This is a genomic window from Enterobacter sp. HNDS-6, from assembly GCF_039850505.1.
Taxonomy (GTDB): domain Bacteria; phylum Pseudomonadota; class Gammaproteobacteria; order Enterobacterales; family Enterobacteriaceae; genus Enterobacter; species Enterobacter kobei.
In genome coordinates, this window is sequence record NZ_CP156673.1 from 4,389,399 (window position 1) to 4,404,420 (window position 15,022).

Here is a 15,022-nt window from a genome sequence, read left to right on the forward strand (position 1 = left end):
GATCCTACGTAAAGTTGAACGAGTGTCCAGCTTTTTGTTACACTCGTTTCATTCCCATTGAGAGTGAGTAAACATGCGATATCTGAGCAAGGATGAACGGCGGGAAGCAATCTTACAAGCCGCCATGCGCGTGGCGCTCGCCGAGGGGCTGGCGGCGATGACGGTGCGCCGCATTGCGACTGAAGCGGGCGTCGCTACCGGGCAGGTTCATCACCACTTTGCCTCCGGCGGTGAGTTGAAATCGCTGGCATTCGTTCGCCTGATCCGCGAACTATTAGATGCCGACGTAGCGGATGAACGTGCCACCTGGCGGGAACGGTTGCACAGCATGCTCGGCAGCGACGACGGTAAGTTTGAGCCTTATATCCGACTGTGGCGGGAAGCGCAAATTCTCGCCAGCCGGGATCCCGAGATCAAAGCGGCTTATGTCCTGACCATGGAGATGTGGCATCACGAGACGGTGGTTATTATCCGTGCCGGGGCGGAAGCAAGGGCATTCACACTCACCGATCGGGCGGAAAATATTGCCTGGCGTTTGATAGGGCTGGTTTGCGGCCTGGATGGGATCACCGTATTAAATATGCCGGAAATGGACGATGCGGCGCTAAATAAACATCTCGACAAACTTATCACGCTGGAATTGTGTTAATACTCCTTCCGGAGTATTAATTCCCGCAACACTTACAATTGGTAACATATTAAGCGCTCCGCAATTTCCATTCTCACCTCAGGAGCGCGCTTTTTTATCTATCCTTTCAGATGTATCCCAAAACATCCAATAAATCCAACAGCAAATTCTCACTCATCTTTTTGTTTTTACTTCTTTTTTCTTTCCATTAAGGTAAGCAAGAGGGCGCTATGTCGCAACAAAGTGAAAAGAATAATCCCCATCTGTTGAGTAACTGGAAACCTGAAAACGCGCAATTCTGGGAGAATAAAGGAAAACATATCGCACGAAGAAATCTATGGATTTCTGTGGCTTGCCTGCTATTAGCGTTTTGCGTCTGGATGTTATTTAGCGCCATCGCCGTCAACCTGAATAAAGTCGGATTTAATTTCACCACCGATCAGCTTTTTATGCTAACAGCATTACCTTCTCTCTCCGGTGCGATATTGCGCGTCCCCTACTCGTTTATGGTACCGATATTCGGTGGGCGTTACTGGACGGTATTGAGTACCGTCATCCTGATTATCCCCTGCGTGTGGCTGGGAATTGCCATTCAAAACCCCGCGACGCCGTACTGGATCTTTATCATCATCGCCCTGCTCTGCGGTTTTGCTGGCGCTAACTTCGCATCGAGCATGGGCAACATCAGCTTTTTCTTCCCGAAATCCAGACAGGGCAGCGCGCTGGGCATCAACGGCGGGCTGGGCAACCTGGGCGTCAGCGTGATGCAGCTGGTTGCGCCGCTGGTCATTTTCCTCCCGATGTTCACCTTCCTCGGGGTGCACGGCGTGCCACAGGAGGATGGCTCGACGATGTGGCTGGCAAACGCGGCCTGGATCTGGGTTCCCCTCCTGCTGCTGGCAACCATTGCGGCGTTTTTTGGCATGAACGATATTGCCAGCTCAAAGGCCTCCATCGCCAGCCAGCTTCCGGTCCTGAAACGCTTTCACCTCTGGCTGCTAAGCCTGCTCTATCTGGCGACCTTCGGCTCGTTTATCGGTTTCTCGGCGGGCTTTGCCATGCTGTCGAAAACCCAGTTTCCGGACGTGAACATCCTGCACCTTGCCTTCTTTGGTCCCCTGATCGGGGCGCTGGCACGCTCGGCGGGCGGGATGATCTCCGACAAACTGGGCGGCGTGCGGGTGACGCTGATCAACTTCGTCTTTATGGCGATTTTTAGCGCCCTGATTTTCCTGACGCTTCCGGGCTCGGGTTCAGGCAGTTTCTTCGCCTTCTATCTGGTGTTTATGGGGCTGTTCCTCACTGCCGGACTGGGCAGCGGCTCCACCTTCCAGATGATCGCGATTATTTTCCGCCAAATTACCCTCGACCGCGTCAAAAAGCAGGGCGGCACGGACGAGCAGGCGCAGCATGAAGCGGTGACCGAAACAGCGGCCGCGCTGGGCTTTATCTCTGCCATCGGCGCCGTGGGCGGCTTCTTCATTCCCAAAGCGTTTGGCACCTCGCTGGCGATGACCGGATCGCCGGTCGGGGCCATGAAAGTGTTCCTCGTGTTTTACATCGTCTGTGTCCTTATCACCTGGCTGGTGTACGGCCGCAAATCGTCACAAAAATAATAACGACCTCTTTGCCGGAGCGGGATGCACCCCCCTCCGGCCATGCTATCGAAGCAGGAGAAATGTCATGAGCAAACTGTTGGACCGCTTTCGTTACTTCAAAACAAAAGGCGACAGTTTCGCCGATGGCCACGGGCAGGTGTATCACACCAACCGCGACTGGGAGGACAGCTATCGTCAGCGCTGGCAGTTCGACAAGATTGTGCGCTCCACCCACGGCGTGAACTGTACCGGCTCCTGTAGCTGGAAGATTTATGTCAAAAATGGCCTGGTGACCTGGGAAACCCAGCAAACCGACTATCCACGCACCCGCCCTGACCTGCCCAACCACGAACCGCGCGGCTGCCCGCGTGGCGCAAGCTATTCCTGGTATCTCTACAGCGCCAACCGTCTCAAATACCCGCTGGTGCGCCGCAGGTTAATTGAACTCTGGCGAGAAGCGCTGGCGCAGCATACCGATCCGGTGCTGGCCTGGGATGCCATTCAGAACGATCCGCAGAAAGCGCAGAGCTACAGGAAAGCGCGCGGAAAAGGCGGTTTTATCCGCTCAAACTGGAAAGAACTGAACCAGCTGATTGCCGCCGCCAACGTCTGGACCATCAAAAATTATGGCCCCGATCGCGTCGCCGGTTTTTCCCCTATCCCGGCGATGTCGATGGTCTCTTACGCCGCCGGGACCCGCTATCTCTCGCTGCTGGGCGGCACCTGCCTGAGCTTTTACGACTGGTACTGCGATCTGCCTCCGGCCTCCCCAATGACCTGGGGGGAGCAGACTGATGTGCCGGAGTCAGCAGACTGGTATAACTCCAGCTACATCATTGCCTGGGGCTCGAACGTGCCGCAGACGCGTACCCCGGACGCCCACTTTTTCACTGAGGTGCGCTACAAAGGCACCAAAACCGTCGCCATTACGCCGGACTTCTCGGAAGTCGCGAAGCTGAGCGACCAGTGGCTGGCGCCTAAACAGGGCACCGACAGCGCCCTCGCCATGGCAATGGGCCATGTGATCCTTAAAGAGTTCCACCTCGATAACCCGAGCGACTACTTCCTCAACTACTGCCGCCGCTACACCGACATGCCGATGCTGGTCCTGCTGGACGAACAGTCCGATGGTCGCGTCGTACCGGGGCGGATGCTGCGGGCCTCAGACCTTGTCGACGGGCTGGGTGAAGCCAATAATCCTGAATGGAAAACGGTCGCCTTTGATATTGCCGGGAACCTGGTGGTGCCAAACGGTTCCATCGGCTTCCGCTGGGGAGAAAAAGGCAAATGGAACCTGGAGCCCCGGGCGGCAGGCCATGAAAGCGAGCTGACCCTCTCCCTGCTGATTACGCACGATAGCGTCGCAGATGTCGCCTTCCCCTACTTTGGCGGTAATGAGAACCCGCATTTTCGCAGCGTGAAGCAGGAGCCGGTGCTGACGCGCCGCGTACCGAGCAAAACCCTGACGCTCGCCGACGGTCGCGAGAAACGGGTAGTCAGCGTTTACGATCTGGTGCTGGCGAACTACGGCCTCGATCGTGGTCTGCAGGACAGTAACGCCGCAGACAGCTATGACCAGATCAAAGCCTACACTCCCGCCTGGGGAGAGCAGATCACCGGCGTACCCGCGTATCTGATTGAAAAAATCGCCCGCGAGTTTGCCGACACGGCGCACAAAACGCACGGGCGGTCGATGATTATCCTCGGTGCCGGGGTGAATCACTGGTACCACATGGACATGAACTACCGCGGGATGATCAACATGCTGGTCTTCTGCGGCTGCGTCGGGCAGAGCGGTGGCGGCTGGTCGCACTATGTGGGCCAGGAGAAACTGCGTCCGCAAACCGGCTGGCTGCCGCTGGCCTTTGCGCTGGACTGGAACCGCCCGCCACGTCAGATGAACAGCACGTCATTCTTTTACAACCACGCCAGCCAGTGGCGCTATGAGAAGCTGACCGCGCAGGAGCTCCTCTCCCCGCTGGCGGATGCCACCCAATTTACCGGGCACCTGATCGACTTCAACGTTCGCGCCGAGCGCATGGGCTGGTTGCCCTCGGCGCCGCAGCTCAACCTGAACCCGTTGCACATTAAGGCACGTGCCGATGCGGCGGGCATGACGCCGCAGGACTACACCGTTCAGGGGCTAAAATCGGGTGACGTTCGCTTCGCCTGCGAGCAACCCGATAACGGCAAGAACCACCCGCGTAACCTGTTTGTCTGGCGCTCTAACCTTCTTGGCTCGTCCGGGAAAGGTCACGAGTACATGCTGAAATACCTGCTCGGCACCGAGAGCGGCATTCAGGGTGAAGATTTGGGTTCCACAGACGACGTGAAGCCTGAAGAGGTCGAATGGCAAACCGCTGCCATCGAGGGCAAGCTCGATCTGCTGGTGACGCTCGACTTCCGCATGTCCAGCACCTGTCTGTTCTCCGATATCGTCCTGCCGACTGCCACCTGGTACGAAAAAGACGATATGAATACCTCGGACATGCACCCGTTTATTCACCCGCTCTCCGCCGCCGTCGATCCGGCGTGGGAATCGCGCAGCGACTGGGAGATCTACAAAGGCATCGCCAGGGTCTTCTCCGAGGTGTGCGTCGGTCACCTGGGCACCGAAACCGACGTGGTTCTGCAACCGTTGCAGCACGACTCTCCGGCGGAACTCTCTCAGCCGTTTGATATCCAGGACTGGCGCAAAGGTGAATGCGATTTGATCCCAGGCAAAACCGCGCCACACATTGCGGTCGTTGAGCGAAACTACCCGGAAACTTACGAGCGCTTTACGTCACTTGGCCCCCTGATGGACAAGCTCGGTAACGGCGGAAAAGGCATATCGTGGAATACCCAGAACGAGGTCGATTTCCTCGGCAAGCTCAATTACGTCAAGCCCGACGGCCCGGCAAAAGGTCGTCCGCGGATTGAAACCGCCATTGACGCTTCAGAGGTGATCCTCGCCCTCGCGCCGGAAACCAACGGTCAGGTGGCGGTTAAGGCCTGGCAAGCGCTTGGGGAGTTGACCGGACGTGACCACACGCATCTGGCGCTGAACAAAGAAGACGAGAAAATTCGCTTCCGCGACATCCAGGCGCAGCCGCGCAAAATCATCTCCAGCCCAACCTGGTCCGGTCTTGAGAGCGAGCATGTCTCCTATAACGCGGGTTATACCAACGTTCATGAGCTAATCCCCTGGCGCACCCTTTCCGGTCGTCAGCAGTTGTATCAGGATCACTCGTGGATGCGTGCTTTCGGGGAGAGTCTGGTGGCCTACCGTCCGCCGATTGATACCCGTAGCGTGAGCCATATGCGCGAGATCCCGCCGAACGGCTTCCCGGAAAAAGCGCTTAACTTCCTGACGCCGCATCAGAAATGGGGCATTCACTCCACCTACAGCGAAAACCTCCTGATGCAGACCCTATCGCGCGGCGGGCCGATTGTCTGGATAAGCGAAACCGACGCGCGTGAGCTGGGCATTGAGGACAACGACTGGATCGAAGCCTTTAACGCTAACGGCGCCCTCACCGCCCGCGCGGTAGTCAGCCAGCGCGTGCCGCCGGGCATGACCATGATGTACCACGCTCAGGAGCGCATTCTAAACATTCCGGGCTCTGAAGTGACCGGCCGGCGCGGGGGGATCCACAACTCCGTCACCCGCGTCTGCCCGAAACCGACGCACATGATCGGCGGCTATGCGCAGCTGGCGTACAGCTTTAACTATTACGGCACCGTCGGCTCGAACCGCGACGAATTCATCATGATCCGCAAAATGAAAAACATTAACTGGCTGGATGGCGAAGGTCGGGATCAGGTACAGGAGACGAAAAAATGAAAATACGCTCACAGGTTGGCATGGTTCTGAATCTCGATAAATGCATCGGCTGCCACACCTGCTCGGTCACCTGTAAGAACGTCTGGACCGGGCGTGAAGGCATGGAATATGCGTGGTTCAACAACGTCGAAACCAAGCCGGGCATTGGCTATCCAAAAAACTGGGAAGACCAGGATGAGTGGCAAGGCGGCTGGATCCGCGGGATCCACGGCAAACTGACCCCGCGTCTCGGCGGCAAAATGGGCGTTCTGTCGAAAATTTTCGCTAACCCTGTTCTGCCGCAAATTGACGATTACTATGAACCCTTCACCTTTGATTATCAGGACCTGCATCGCGCCCCGGAGGGGGATCATCTCCCTACCGCTCGCCCTCGCTCGCTGATTGACGGCAAGCGGATGGATAAAATCGTTTGGGGGCCTAACTGGGAGGAGCTGCTGGGCGGTGAGTTCGAAAAGCGCGCCCGCGACCGCAACTTTCAGAAGATCCAGAAGGAGATGTACGGCCAGTTTGAAAATACCTTCATGATGTACCTGCCGCGCCTGTGCGAGCACTGTCTGAACCCGAGCTGCGTCGCCACCTGCCCGAGCGGTGCCATCTACAAGCGCGAAGAGGACGGCATTGTGCTGATTGACCAGGACAAGTGCCGCGGCTGGCGTTTGTGCATCAGCGGTTGTCCGTACAAGAAAATCTACTTCAACTGGAAGAGCGGTAAATCCGAGAAATGCATCTTCTGCTACCCGCGCATTGAGTCCGGCCAGCCGACCGTTTGCTCAGAAACCTGCGTCGGGCGTATTCGCTATCTCGGCGTGCTGCTGTACGACGCGGACCGCATTGAAGAAGCGGCCAGCACCGAGCACGAAACCGATCTGTACGAACGTCAGTGCGACGTGTTCCTGAACCCGCACGATCCGGCGGTCATCGAAGAAGCGCTGAAACAGGGCATTCCGGCGAACGTCATTGAGGCAGCGCAAAAATCGCCTGTTTATAAAATGGCGATGGACTGGAAGCTCGCCCTGCCGCTGCACCCGGAATACCGCACCCTGCCGATGGTCTGGTACGTGCCACCGCTGTCACCGATTCAGTCCTACGCGGATGCCGGCGGCCTGCCGCAGAGTGATGGCGTACTGCCTGCTGTCGAAAGCCTGCGCATCCCGGTGCAGTATCTGGCAAATATGCTTAGCGCAGGTGACCCAGGCCCGGTGCTGCGAGCTCTGAAACGCATGATGGCGATGCGCCACTACAAACGCTCCCAGACCGTGGAAGGCGTGACCGATACTCGCGCCATCGAAGAAGTCGGGCTGACCGAAGCGCAGGTTGAGGAGATGTACCGCTATCTGGCTATTGCGAATTACGAAGACCGCTTCGTGATCCCCACCAGCCACCGTGAAATGGCGCGCGACGCGTTCCCGGAGAAAAACGGCTGCGGCTTCACCTTTGGTGACGGTTGCCACGGCTCCGACACCAAATTCAACCTCTTCAACAGCAGCCGCATCGATGCCATCAACATTACCGAGGTGCGCGAACATGGGGAGGGAGAATAATGCAGATCCTCAAGATCGTCGCGCTGCTGATTGAGTATCCCGATGACACGCTGTGGGAGAACCGTGATGAAGCGCTCTCGTTGATTGCTCAGGACGCGCCCATGCTGCTGCCGTTTGCCCGACAGCACCTGAGCGCCCCGCTGCTGGATAAACAGGCCGAGTGGTGTGAAGTGTTCGAACGCGGGCGCGCGACTTCGCTGCTGCTGTTCGAGCACGTTCACGCCGAATCCCGCGATCGCGGCCAGGCGATGGTTGACCTGATGAGTCAGTATGAAAAAGCGGGCCTGGTGCTGGACTGCCGTGAACTACCGGATTACCTGCCGCTCTATCTGGAATATCTCAGCATCGTAACCGACGACGAAGCGCGTGAGGGATTGCAGAACGTCGCGCCAATCCTCGCCCTGGTTGGCGGTCGTCTGAAACAGCGCGGCGTGGCGCATTATCAGCTGTTTGACGGCCTGCTCGCCCTGGCCGGAAGCCGCCTTTCAAGTGACAGTGTCACTCAACAGGTGTCAGGCGAGAAACGCGACGACACCCGTCAGGCGCTGGATGCCGTGTGGGAAGAGGAACAGGTGAAGTTTATCGAAGACAACGCCACATCGTGCGACAGCTCGCCGATGCAGCACTATCAACGACGCTTTAGCCAGGACGTCGCGCCGCAGTACGTGGACGTCAGTGCCGGAGGCCCAAAATGACACATTACCTGAACGTGTTTTTCTATGACATTTACCCCTACATCTGCGCCACCGTTTTTTTCCTCGGCAGCTGGCTGCGTTACGACTACGGGCAGTACACCTGGCGCGCCTCGTCGAGCCAGATGCTCAGCAAACGCGGTATGAACTGGGCCTCTAACCTGTTTCACATCGGGATCCTGGGGATTTTCTTCGGCCACCTGTTCGGCATGTTAACCCCGCACTGGATGTATGCCTGGTTTTTGCCCGTCGCGGTTAAACAGCAGTTGGCCATGATTGCGGGCGGGATTTGCGGCGTGCTGACACTCATCGGTGGGTCAATGCTGCTGATCCGCCGCCTGTTCAACCAGCGCGTGCGTGCAACGTCCACCACGCCGGATATCATCATCATGAGTATCCTGCTGATCCAGTGCATTCTTGGGCTGTCGACCATTCCGTTCTCCGCTCAGTATCCGGACGGAAGCGAGATGATGAAGCTGGTCGGCTGGGCACAGGGGATCGTGACGTTTAAGGGCGGCTCGTCGGAGATGTTAAGCGGCGTGGCACCGATCTTCCGCGTACATCTGGTGCTGGGAATGACGATCTTCCTTATCTTCCCGTTCACCCGCCTGGTCCACGTCTGGAGCGCGCCGTTTGAGTATTTTACCCGGCGGTATCAGGTGGTGAGATCGCGCCGCTGAGTGTGTCGGGTGGCGAGGTAAACGTAAAACGGCAATCTTCATTGCCGTTTTTTATGTTTGCGCCTTCTCCCTGTGGGCTGACGAATCCCCAATAATTTTTTAACCTGAAGCGATTTATGTGACATCAGGATTATGAATGCCTTACAGCGATGCCCTGGCACGTTCACCGGTCATGTCGTTACAGAGTAGCAAGGAACATAAAGTGAACGGAATGACCGCCAGAGCCGTATGTTCCCCCTCACCCCAACCCTCTCCCTCAAGGGAGAGGGGGTCGTCTGTGCGGGTATTATTTTGTGGGGATCCCTCAGCCCTTGGTAGAGGGCCTCCGCGTGCACGGTACGCTATCCCCTATTTTCCGGCCTGCGGATGCGTATCAAACCCCGCCATCACCGCCGTCAGCTCTGCCAGTGAAAAACCGTGTTTCGGATCGTCAACGCCCAGCCCAAAGCGCGCCTGCATCAGCTGATACAGCGCCTCTGCATCCGGCAAATGGATCTGCTCCTCCACATGGCCATTCTGCCAGTGGGTGAAGTTGAAGTTGGTCAGCGTCAGCTTGCCGCCGTCCGGCAGATGGCGGCACATCAACAGATGATGGCGGAAATGCGATTGCGGCCAGTGCGCCGACCAGAAGTTCCCCATCACATAATCACTGAAATATTGCGTCGTCAGGTCAAAGTGATACATCGACTGCCAGTGTTCATGATGGCGGAACTGCAGCACCCAGTCGTTCCCCTCGCTCAGCAGACGATACTGCCCGTGCGGCGTTTCCTGTTCTTCGTTAGCCAGCAGACGAATCGGCGCCGTCAGCGTCTGGCCGCCAAACCCAACGTCAGCAATCCAGCGTTCACCGTTAAGCTCGACCAGCAGCAGGCGGTGCGTACGCGGCGGCATCTGCGACGGATTCGCCAGGACCACGCGCCCGAGAACGCTGCGCACCGTAAACCCGACGTCACGCAAGACTCGCTCAAACAGGCCGTTTTGCTCAAAGCAATATCCCCCACGGCGCGCGGTCACCAGTTTGTCCTCCAGACATTGATCTTCAAGATGAATTTCGCGCGGCAGGACGACATCAATATTTTCGAATGGAATGGCGCAGTTGTGGTGTAAATGCAGCGCGCGCAGGGTATCGATATCTACCCGTGTGGGTTGCGTCCAGCCGATACGCGCGAAATAGCCAGTCAGAAATGGGGACATGCATCAGTTTCCTTTGAGGGTGATGTTCTGTTTATAAACTAATTTTGCGCATTCATTTTGATTTACGTGCTTTTTCGCCATACTCATCGTGTAGATGAGGAGATCCTATGAGCCACTTTCGCCCTGTTGAATTGCGTCATGCCAGCCGCCTGCTGAACCACGGTCCTACCGTACTGATTACCAGTCGGGACGAATCTCTCGACAGACGCAACGTGATGGCCGCCGCATGGTCAATGCCCGTGGAGTTTGAACCGCCGCGCATCGCTATCGTGGTGGACAAAAGTACCTGGTCGCGCGAGCTGATTGAGCGCAGCGGGAAGTTTGGGATTGTCATTCCCGGCGTAGCGGCGGCCAACTGGACTTACGCGGTCGGCAGCGTCAGCGGGCGCGACGAGGACAAATTCAACTGCTACGGCATTCCGGTCGTAAACGGCCCTGAACTCGGCCTGCCGGTTATCGAAGAAAAATGTCTGGCGTGGATGGAGTGCCGGTTATTACCCGTTACCTCCGCGGCGGAAAAATATGACACATTGTTTGGCGAAGTGGTTTCGGCGGCAGCAGATGAGCGCGCGTTCGTCGCCGGACGCTGGCAGTTTGACGGGGATAAACTGAATACGCTGCATCATCTTGGGGCCGGGACGTTTGTGACGAGCGGGAAGATGGTGAAGGCTCTGGATTGATTTTACTGATTCTCTTCAACTGAATTATCACTATTTCTGTGACATTTATCCTTACTGTAATAATGTAAATTATTTGGTAAGTCTTGGCTTAACTTTTCCTGTACGAATTATTTAGCAATAATAGCTGTCTATTTCTTTAAGCTCTACAGTAGATGATTTCTGTAGAGCTATTTTATCAATCCCAACCGGTAGAAGACTAAACAATACCTAATCTTTTAATTTCATCAATCCACGGTCTGAATTCTTTCAGTAAATTATCATATAACTTTTCATCGCTAATAGAACCGAAATCGTCCATGGCAAAGAAGTGAGTGTTATCAACCCGGCGGTCAGTAAAGTCATCCAGATTTTTGAGGATACCGTAGCTTGAACCACCCAGGCCGACAAATTTCCAGAAGATGGGGTAGTTGGCAGAACGCCGGATTGCATCTTTAATCGCCCGGGTCTTGCTGATCCCGCCATCGGTAATAAATACAACATATACCGGGATTTTCGAGTCCTTAAAGTAGTCGACTATTTCTTCCATCACAGGAGGCTCGTTGTTTGTCCCCCCAAGGCCCGGCAGGTTCTCCCAGGATGAACGCTTACCAGCCCCTCGAATGGACTGAATATACGTGTCCAGATTGTCCAGAGTGACGTTTGGATACTTCTTATGCTTCTCTCCAAATCCCCAGACATCCATTTCACCGTCGTCGTCGAACTGGGCGGCAAGAACGGCGATGCGGTCCAGCACAGACTGAACGTTACCCTTACTGAACTGGCCACTCATCGAGCCGGATGCGTCAAGTACAAATGCAACCGCTGCCTCAAGGGTGTCCAGTTTATTTTTAGTGAGACTGACCGAGGCTTTTTTAGCGAGGCTTACAAGGCGCGGAGATCTGGTTTCCAGTTTCTTTTCCAGACTGATACGAGCTGGCTGCGGAGCTGGCTGTGCGACATCAACGCCATAGCTAATGGCCAGAGGCTCAAGTCCACCGTTGAAACCCTGCCCGAGCGCACGAAGCTTCCAGGCGCCATTGTGCCGATATACTTCACCCAGGATGATTGCTTTCTCACTGCGGCCCTGAGTCTCAGCCTGAAAGTCAGCGATACCAGGAGCCTGAATGCCCAATAAACTGAGCCCACTGATGGTATCTTCACCATCAATGACAACGGTGATTGCAATTTTACTGACGTTCGCCGGAACACGATCCAGTGCTATCTCAATGCTGGACTGCTGCGAACCGGTAACGAGCTTGACTGCCCCCTCAGGAGAAGACAAATTATTATAAAAGATAAAGTCAGAATCGCCACTGACCTTTCCCTGAGCATTAAGCAAGAACAGGCAAGTATCGGGTTCGCCTTTAAAGCCGGATTTGGCTGGGTACTGAAGATTCAGCCTGATCGCAGATTGCTGAAGGGGTATGTTTTGTCCGGATTGTAGATTCATATTAACTCTCCTGATTTTTGATTAATTTTAAAGCGCAGCGTTTATATATGTTCCCTAGGCTTAGTTCAGGACGCTGGATATTCGGTGAGGCGTAATATGGTGTGACACCATATTTCATCACGTTGAAGTTTCTATACCTGTTGAATTGGAATTTTCATTGACCGGGTATCTTATGTTCCAGATCCCTTTCCTTCATAAATCACAAAAGTAACATATATCCGAGGGGCATGCTGTTGATATACGGCACGGAATACTGGCTTTAACCAGCAACCATAGATAAACCCGGGTCCTGTATAAAAGACTTACGCCAGAATTAACATTACTCTGCTTTCTGAAAATGCCCGGCCCCCCTTTCTCAGATTCAACCGCTGATAGCGGATCGTTACCCCAAAAAAACCCCGGCATTGCCGGGGTCAGACTCAGCGTCTTTTAGACATTGACGCCGTGCTGGGAAGCAAGCGCTGACAGGCCACCGGCAAAACCCTGGCCGACAGCTTTAAACTTCCACTCAGCGCCATGGCGATACAGTTCACCGAAGACCATTGCGGTTTCGGTTGAGGCGTCTTCAGACAGATCGAAACGGGCAATTTCCGTGCCGTTGTCGTTGTTGTAAACGCGCATGAAGCTGTTGCTCACCATGCCGAAGTTTTGTTTACGCGCTTCTGCATCATAGATGGTAACGGCAAACACCAGTTTTTTGATGTCTGCTGAGACTTTGGTCAGATCGATTTTGACCTGCTCATCGTCGCCGTCGCCTTCACCAGTACGGTTGTCACCCTGGTGCTCTACTGCGCCATCAGGGCTGGTTTTGTTATTGAAGAAAATGAAATGCGCATCTGACAACACTTTACCGTCTTCGCCTACTGCGAACACGGAAGCGTCCAGGTCAAAACCCTGACCATCGGTTACACGGGCATCCCAGCCCAGGCCAACCATAGCAACATTCATGGTTGGTGCTTCTTTGGTCAGAGATACGTTGCCGCCTTTTACGAGAGAAACTGCCATTTTTAGCTCCTGCAAACAGTTGAATAAGGGCTGCATTAACAGCCCCAGATATGAAAAGTTACTTTTCGATCAGGACGCGTTGATGCCGTACTGAGCACATACAGATGCCAGACCACCAGCATAACCCTGGCCTACTGCGCGGAATTTCCACTCACCATTGTGGCGATACAGCTCGCCGAACAGCATGGCAGTCTCAGTGGAAGCATCTTCGGTAAGATCGTAGCGAGCGACTTCAGTCTGGTTATCGTCATTGACCAGGCGAATAAATGCACCGGATACCTGACCAAAGCTCTGGCGACGAGCCTGAGCATCATGGATAGTGACAACGAAGATGATCTTGTCAACGTCAGACGGGACTGCGTCCAGTTTAATTTTCAGCGATTCATCATCACCATCGCCTTCACCGGTACGGTTATCGCCAGTGTGCGTTACGGAACCGTCGGATGACGTCAGGTTGTTATAGAAGATGAAATCTGAATCGCCGCGCACTTTGCCGTTTGCGGCCAGCAGGAATGCTGAAGCATCCAGGTCGAAGTCCTGACCGTCAGTTGAACGCGCATCCCAGCCAAGGCCCACCAGGACGTTTTTCATTGACGGAGCTGCTTTACTCAGGGAGACGTTACCGCCTTTGGATAGAGAAACACTCATAAAATAACCTCTTCGATTAGTAATTGTTCAGGTTAACACTTCAGGGGATCAGCTCCCCTTTTCCTCAGATTCAGGTTTGCCCGGGAACATGGCGCTTGCGAGAATGCCCAGCGCCAGGACACCCAGCACAACATACAAGCTAGTTGTCGCCGCGATGCTGTAACCATGATGCCAAATGTGATCGGTCGCGTTTAGGCCCAGTTTTGCCGCGATGAAGAACAGCAGCACGATAACGGCCTTCTCCAGATGAACCAGGTACTGTTTCAGTGCTTCAAGGACAAAGTACAGAGTACGCAGGCCCAGGATAGCAAACATCATGGCACTATAGACGATAAGCGGTTCACGACTAACGGCAATGATTGCCGGTACTGAGTCAAACGCAAACATAACATCCGAGAGTTCAACCACGGCCACACACAGGAACAGAGGGGTCGCATACAGCGCCGCTTTTTTCCCACGTCCAATCGTTACATCGCTGTTTTCTGGTTTCGCCAGTTCAGCATCCACTTCTTTCTGGTTAAGCAGGAAGGCATGCCCTCTGAGCTTCGGCCAGATAGGGAAGAAGCGTTTAACCATGCGGTAAGCCAGATGCTGGGAGTAATCCTCAATTTCATCATCGTCATCACCGCTTTTAAGCATCATGACTGCCGTCCAGGCAACGATGATAGCGAAGACGACTTCAACGTATGGCCCCAGACTCAGCAGGCTCGTACCGATGGCGACAAAGATGCCCCTGAAGACAATTGCACCAATGATCCCCCAGTAGAGAACGCGGTGACGGTAACGATCCGGAACGGCGAACCAGGAGAAGATGGCCATCATGACAAACAGGTTGTCGACCGACAGCACTTTCTCCAGCGCATAACCCGTGACAAACAGGCTGGCAACCTCAGCACCGTGGTGGATATAGAGGAAACCGGCAAATGCCATCGCAACCACAACCCAGAATACGGACCAGAGCGCCGCACTCTTCAGGGAGATTGGCTTGTCATCACGGTGCATAAACAGGTCAATAAAGATGGCACCGACTGAAAGCGCAATAAAAACAATGACCGTTTCAGTCGGGAAGCCGATGTGTGTGGAAACCATATTTTACCCTTA

12 protein-coding genes are annotated in these 15,022 nt (G+C 54.9%); 7 read left to right on the top strand and 5 right to left on the bottom strand.

Going from position 1 to position 15,022, the window contains the following annotated elements:
- Positions 1–73 precede the first annotated feature (73 nt).
- From ABFI50_RS20520 to narI, 6 genes are all read left to right on the top strand, one after another.
- Positions 74–649, top strand: a complete 576-nt coding sequence (locus ABFI50_RS20520) for a TetR family transcriptional regulator (protein ID WP_047027029.1) — start codon at positions 74–76, stop codon at positions 647–649.
- Between the two features lie 209 nt (positions 650–858).
- Positions 859–2,244, top strand: a complete 1,386-nt coding sequence (locus ABFI50_RS20525) for a NarK family nitrate/nitrite MFS transporter (protein ID WP_347484947.1) — start codon at positions 859–861, stop codon at positions 2,242–2,244.
- 67 nt (positions 2,245–2,311) lie between these two features.
- Complete coding sequence (locus ABFI50_RS20530; RefSeq protein ID WP_347484949.1) at positions 2,312–6,052, top strand: nitrate reductase subunit alpha; 3,741 nt, start codon at positions 2,312–2,314, stop codon at positions 6,050–6,052.
- The gene (gene narH, locus ABFI50_RS20535; protein WP_032636429.1) at positions 6,049–7,593 is read left to right on the top strand and encodes a nitrate reductase subunit beta; all 1,545 of its coding nucleotides are present in this window, start codon (positions 6,049–6,051) and stop codon (positions 7,591–7,593) included. The genes ABFI50_RS20530 and narH overlap by 4 nt, the downstream gene beginning before the upstream one ends.
- Positions 7,593–8,288 (top strand): nitrate reductase molybdenum cofactor assembly chaperone, encoded by a 696-nt coding sequence (gene narW / locus ABFI50_RS20540; protein WP_347484951.1) that lies wholly within the window; start codon positions 7,593–7,595, stop codon positions 8,286–8,288. Before narH ends, narW begins: the two co-directional genes overlap by 1 nt.
- Positions 8,285–8,965: a respiratory nitrate reductase subunit gamma gene (narI, locus tag ABFI50_RS20545; RefSeq protein WP_014883923.1), complete on the top strand. Its 681-nt coding sequence runs from the start codon at positions 8,285–8,287 to the stop codon at positions 8,963–8,965. The genes narW and narI overlap by 4 nt, the downstream gene beginning before the upstream one ends.
- A gap of 348 nt (positions 8,966–9,313) precedes the next feature.
- Here the strand turns inward: narI and nhoA are convergent, their stop codons facing one another.
- Positions 9,314–10,159, bottom strand: a complete 846-nt coding sequence (gene nhoA, locus ABFI50_RS20550; protein ID WP_045133987.1) for an N-hydroxyarylamine O-acetyltransferase — start codon at positions 10,157–10,159, stop codon at positions 9,314–9,316.
- A gap of 107 nt (positions 10,160–10,266) precedes the next feature.
- Between nhoA and ABFI50_RS20555 the strand changes: the two genes are divergently transcribed.
- Complete coding sequence (locus ABFI50_RS20555; protein WP_023330480.1) at positions 10,267–10,839, top strand: flavin reductase family protein; 573 nt, start codon at positions 10,267–10,269, stop codon at positions 10,837–10,839.
- Between the two features lie 196 nt (positions 10,840–11,035).
- Here the strand turns inward: ABFI50_RS20555 and ABFI50_RS20560 are convergent, their stop codons facing one another.
- From ABFI50_RS20560 to terC, 4 genes are all read right to left on the bottom strand, one after another.
- Complete coding sequence (locus ABFI50_RS20560) at positions 11,036–12,268, bottom strand: VWA domain-containing protein (RefSeq protein ID WP_347484953.1); 1,233 nt, start codon at positions 12,266–12,268, stop codon at positions 11,036–11,038.
- 429 nt (positions 12,269–12,697) lie between these two features.
- Complete coding sequence (locus ABFI50_RS20565; protein ID WP_020996162.1) at positions 12,698–13,273, bottom strand: TerD family protein; 576 nt, start codon at positions 13,271–13,273, stop codon at positions 12,698–12,700.
- Positions 13,274–13,342: 69 nt separating this feature from the next.
- The gene (gene terD / locus ABFI50_RS20570; protein ID WP_000116677.1) at positions 13,343–13,921 is read right to left on the bottom strand and encodes a tellurium resistance membrane protein TerD; all 579 of its coding nucleotides are present in this window, start codon (positions 13,919–13,921) and stop codon (positions 13,343–13,345) included.
- A gap of 48 nt (positions 13,922–13,969) precedes the next feature.
- On the bottom strand, positions 13,970–15,010 hold the full coding sequence (gene terC, locus ABFI50_RS20575) for a tellurium resistance membrane protein TerC (RefSeq protein ID WP_096218080.1): 1,041 nt from the start codon (positions 15,008–15,010) through the stop codon (positions 13,970–13,972).
- Between the last annotated feature and the right edge of the window lie 12 nt (positions 15,011–15,022).

Bases quoted from the DNA above. Each gene is read 5' to 3' on its own strand.
- ABFI50_RS20565 (WP_020996162.1), bottom strand. From the start codon at position 13,273: ATGGCAGTTTCTCTCGTAAAAGGCGGCAACGTATCTCTGACCAAAGAA.
- ABFI50_RS20560 (WP_347484953.1), bottom strand. From the start codon at position 12,268: ATGAATCTACAATCCGGACAAAACATACCCCTTCAGCAATCTGCGATC.
- narI (WP_014883923.1), top strand. From the start codon at position 8,285: ATGACACATTACCTGAACGTGTTTTTCTATGACATTTACCCCTACATC.
- narW (WP_347484951.1), top strand. From the start codon at position 7,593: ATGCAGATCCTCAAGATCGTCGCGCTGCTGATTGAGTATCCCGATGAC.
- ABFI50_RS20555 (WP_023330480.1), top strand. From the start codon at position 10,267: ATGAGCCACTTTCGCCCTGTTGAATTGCGTCATGCCAGCCGCCTGCTG.
- terD (WP_000116677.1), bottom strand. From the start codon at position 13,921: ATGAGTGTTTCTCTATCCAAAGGCGGTAACGTCTCCCTGAGTAAAGCA.
- terC (WP_096218080.1), bottom strand. From the start codon at position 15,010: ATGGTTTCCACACACATCGGCTTCCCGACTGAAACGGTCATTGTTTTT.
- ABFI50_RS20525 (WP_347484947.1), top strand. From the start codon at position 859: ATGTCGCAACAAAGTGAAAAGAATAATCCCCATCTGTTGAGTAACTGG.
- nhoA (WP_045133987.1), bottom strand. From the start codon at position 10,159: ATGTCCCCATTTCTGACTGGCTATTTCGCGCGTATCGGCTGGACGCAA.
- ABFI50_RS20520 (WP_047027029.1), top strand. From the start codon at position 74: ATGCGATATCTGAGCAAGGATGAACGGCGGGAAGCAATCTTACAAGCC.
- ABFI50_RS20530 (WP_347484949.1), top strand. From the start codon at position 2,312: ATGAGCAAACTGTTGGACCGCTTTCGTTACTTCAAAACAAAAGGCGAC.
- narH (WP_032636429.1), top strand. From the start codon at position 6,049: ATGAAAATACGCTCACAGGTTGGCATGGTTCTGAATCTCGATAAATGC.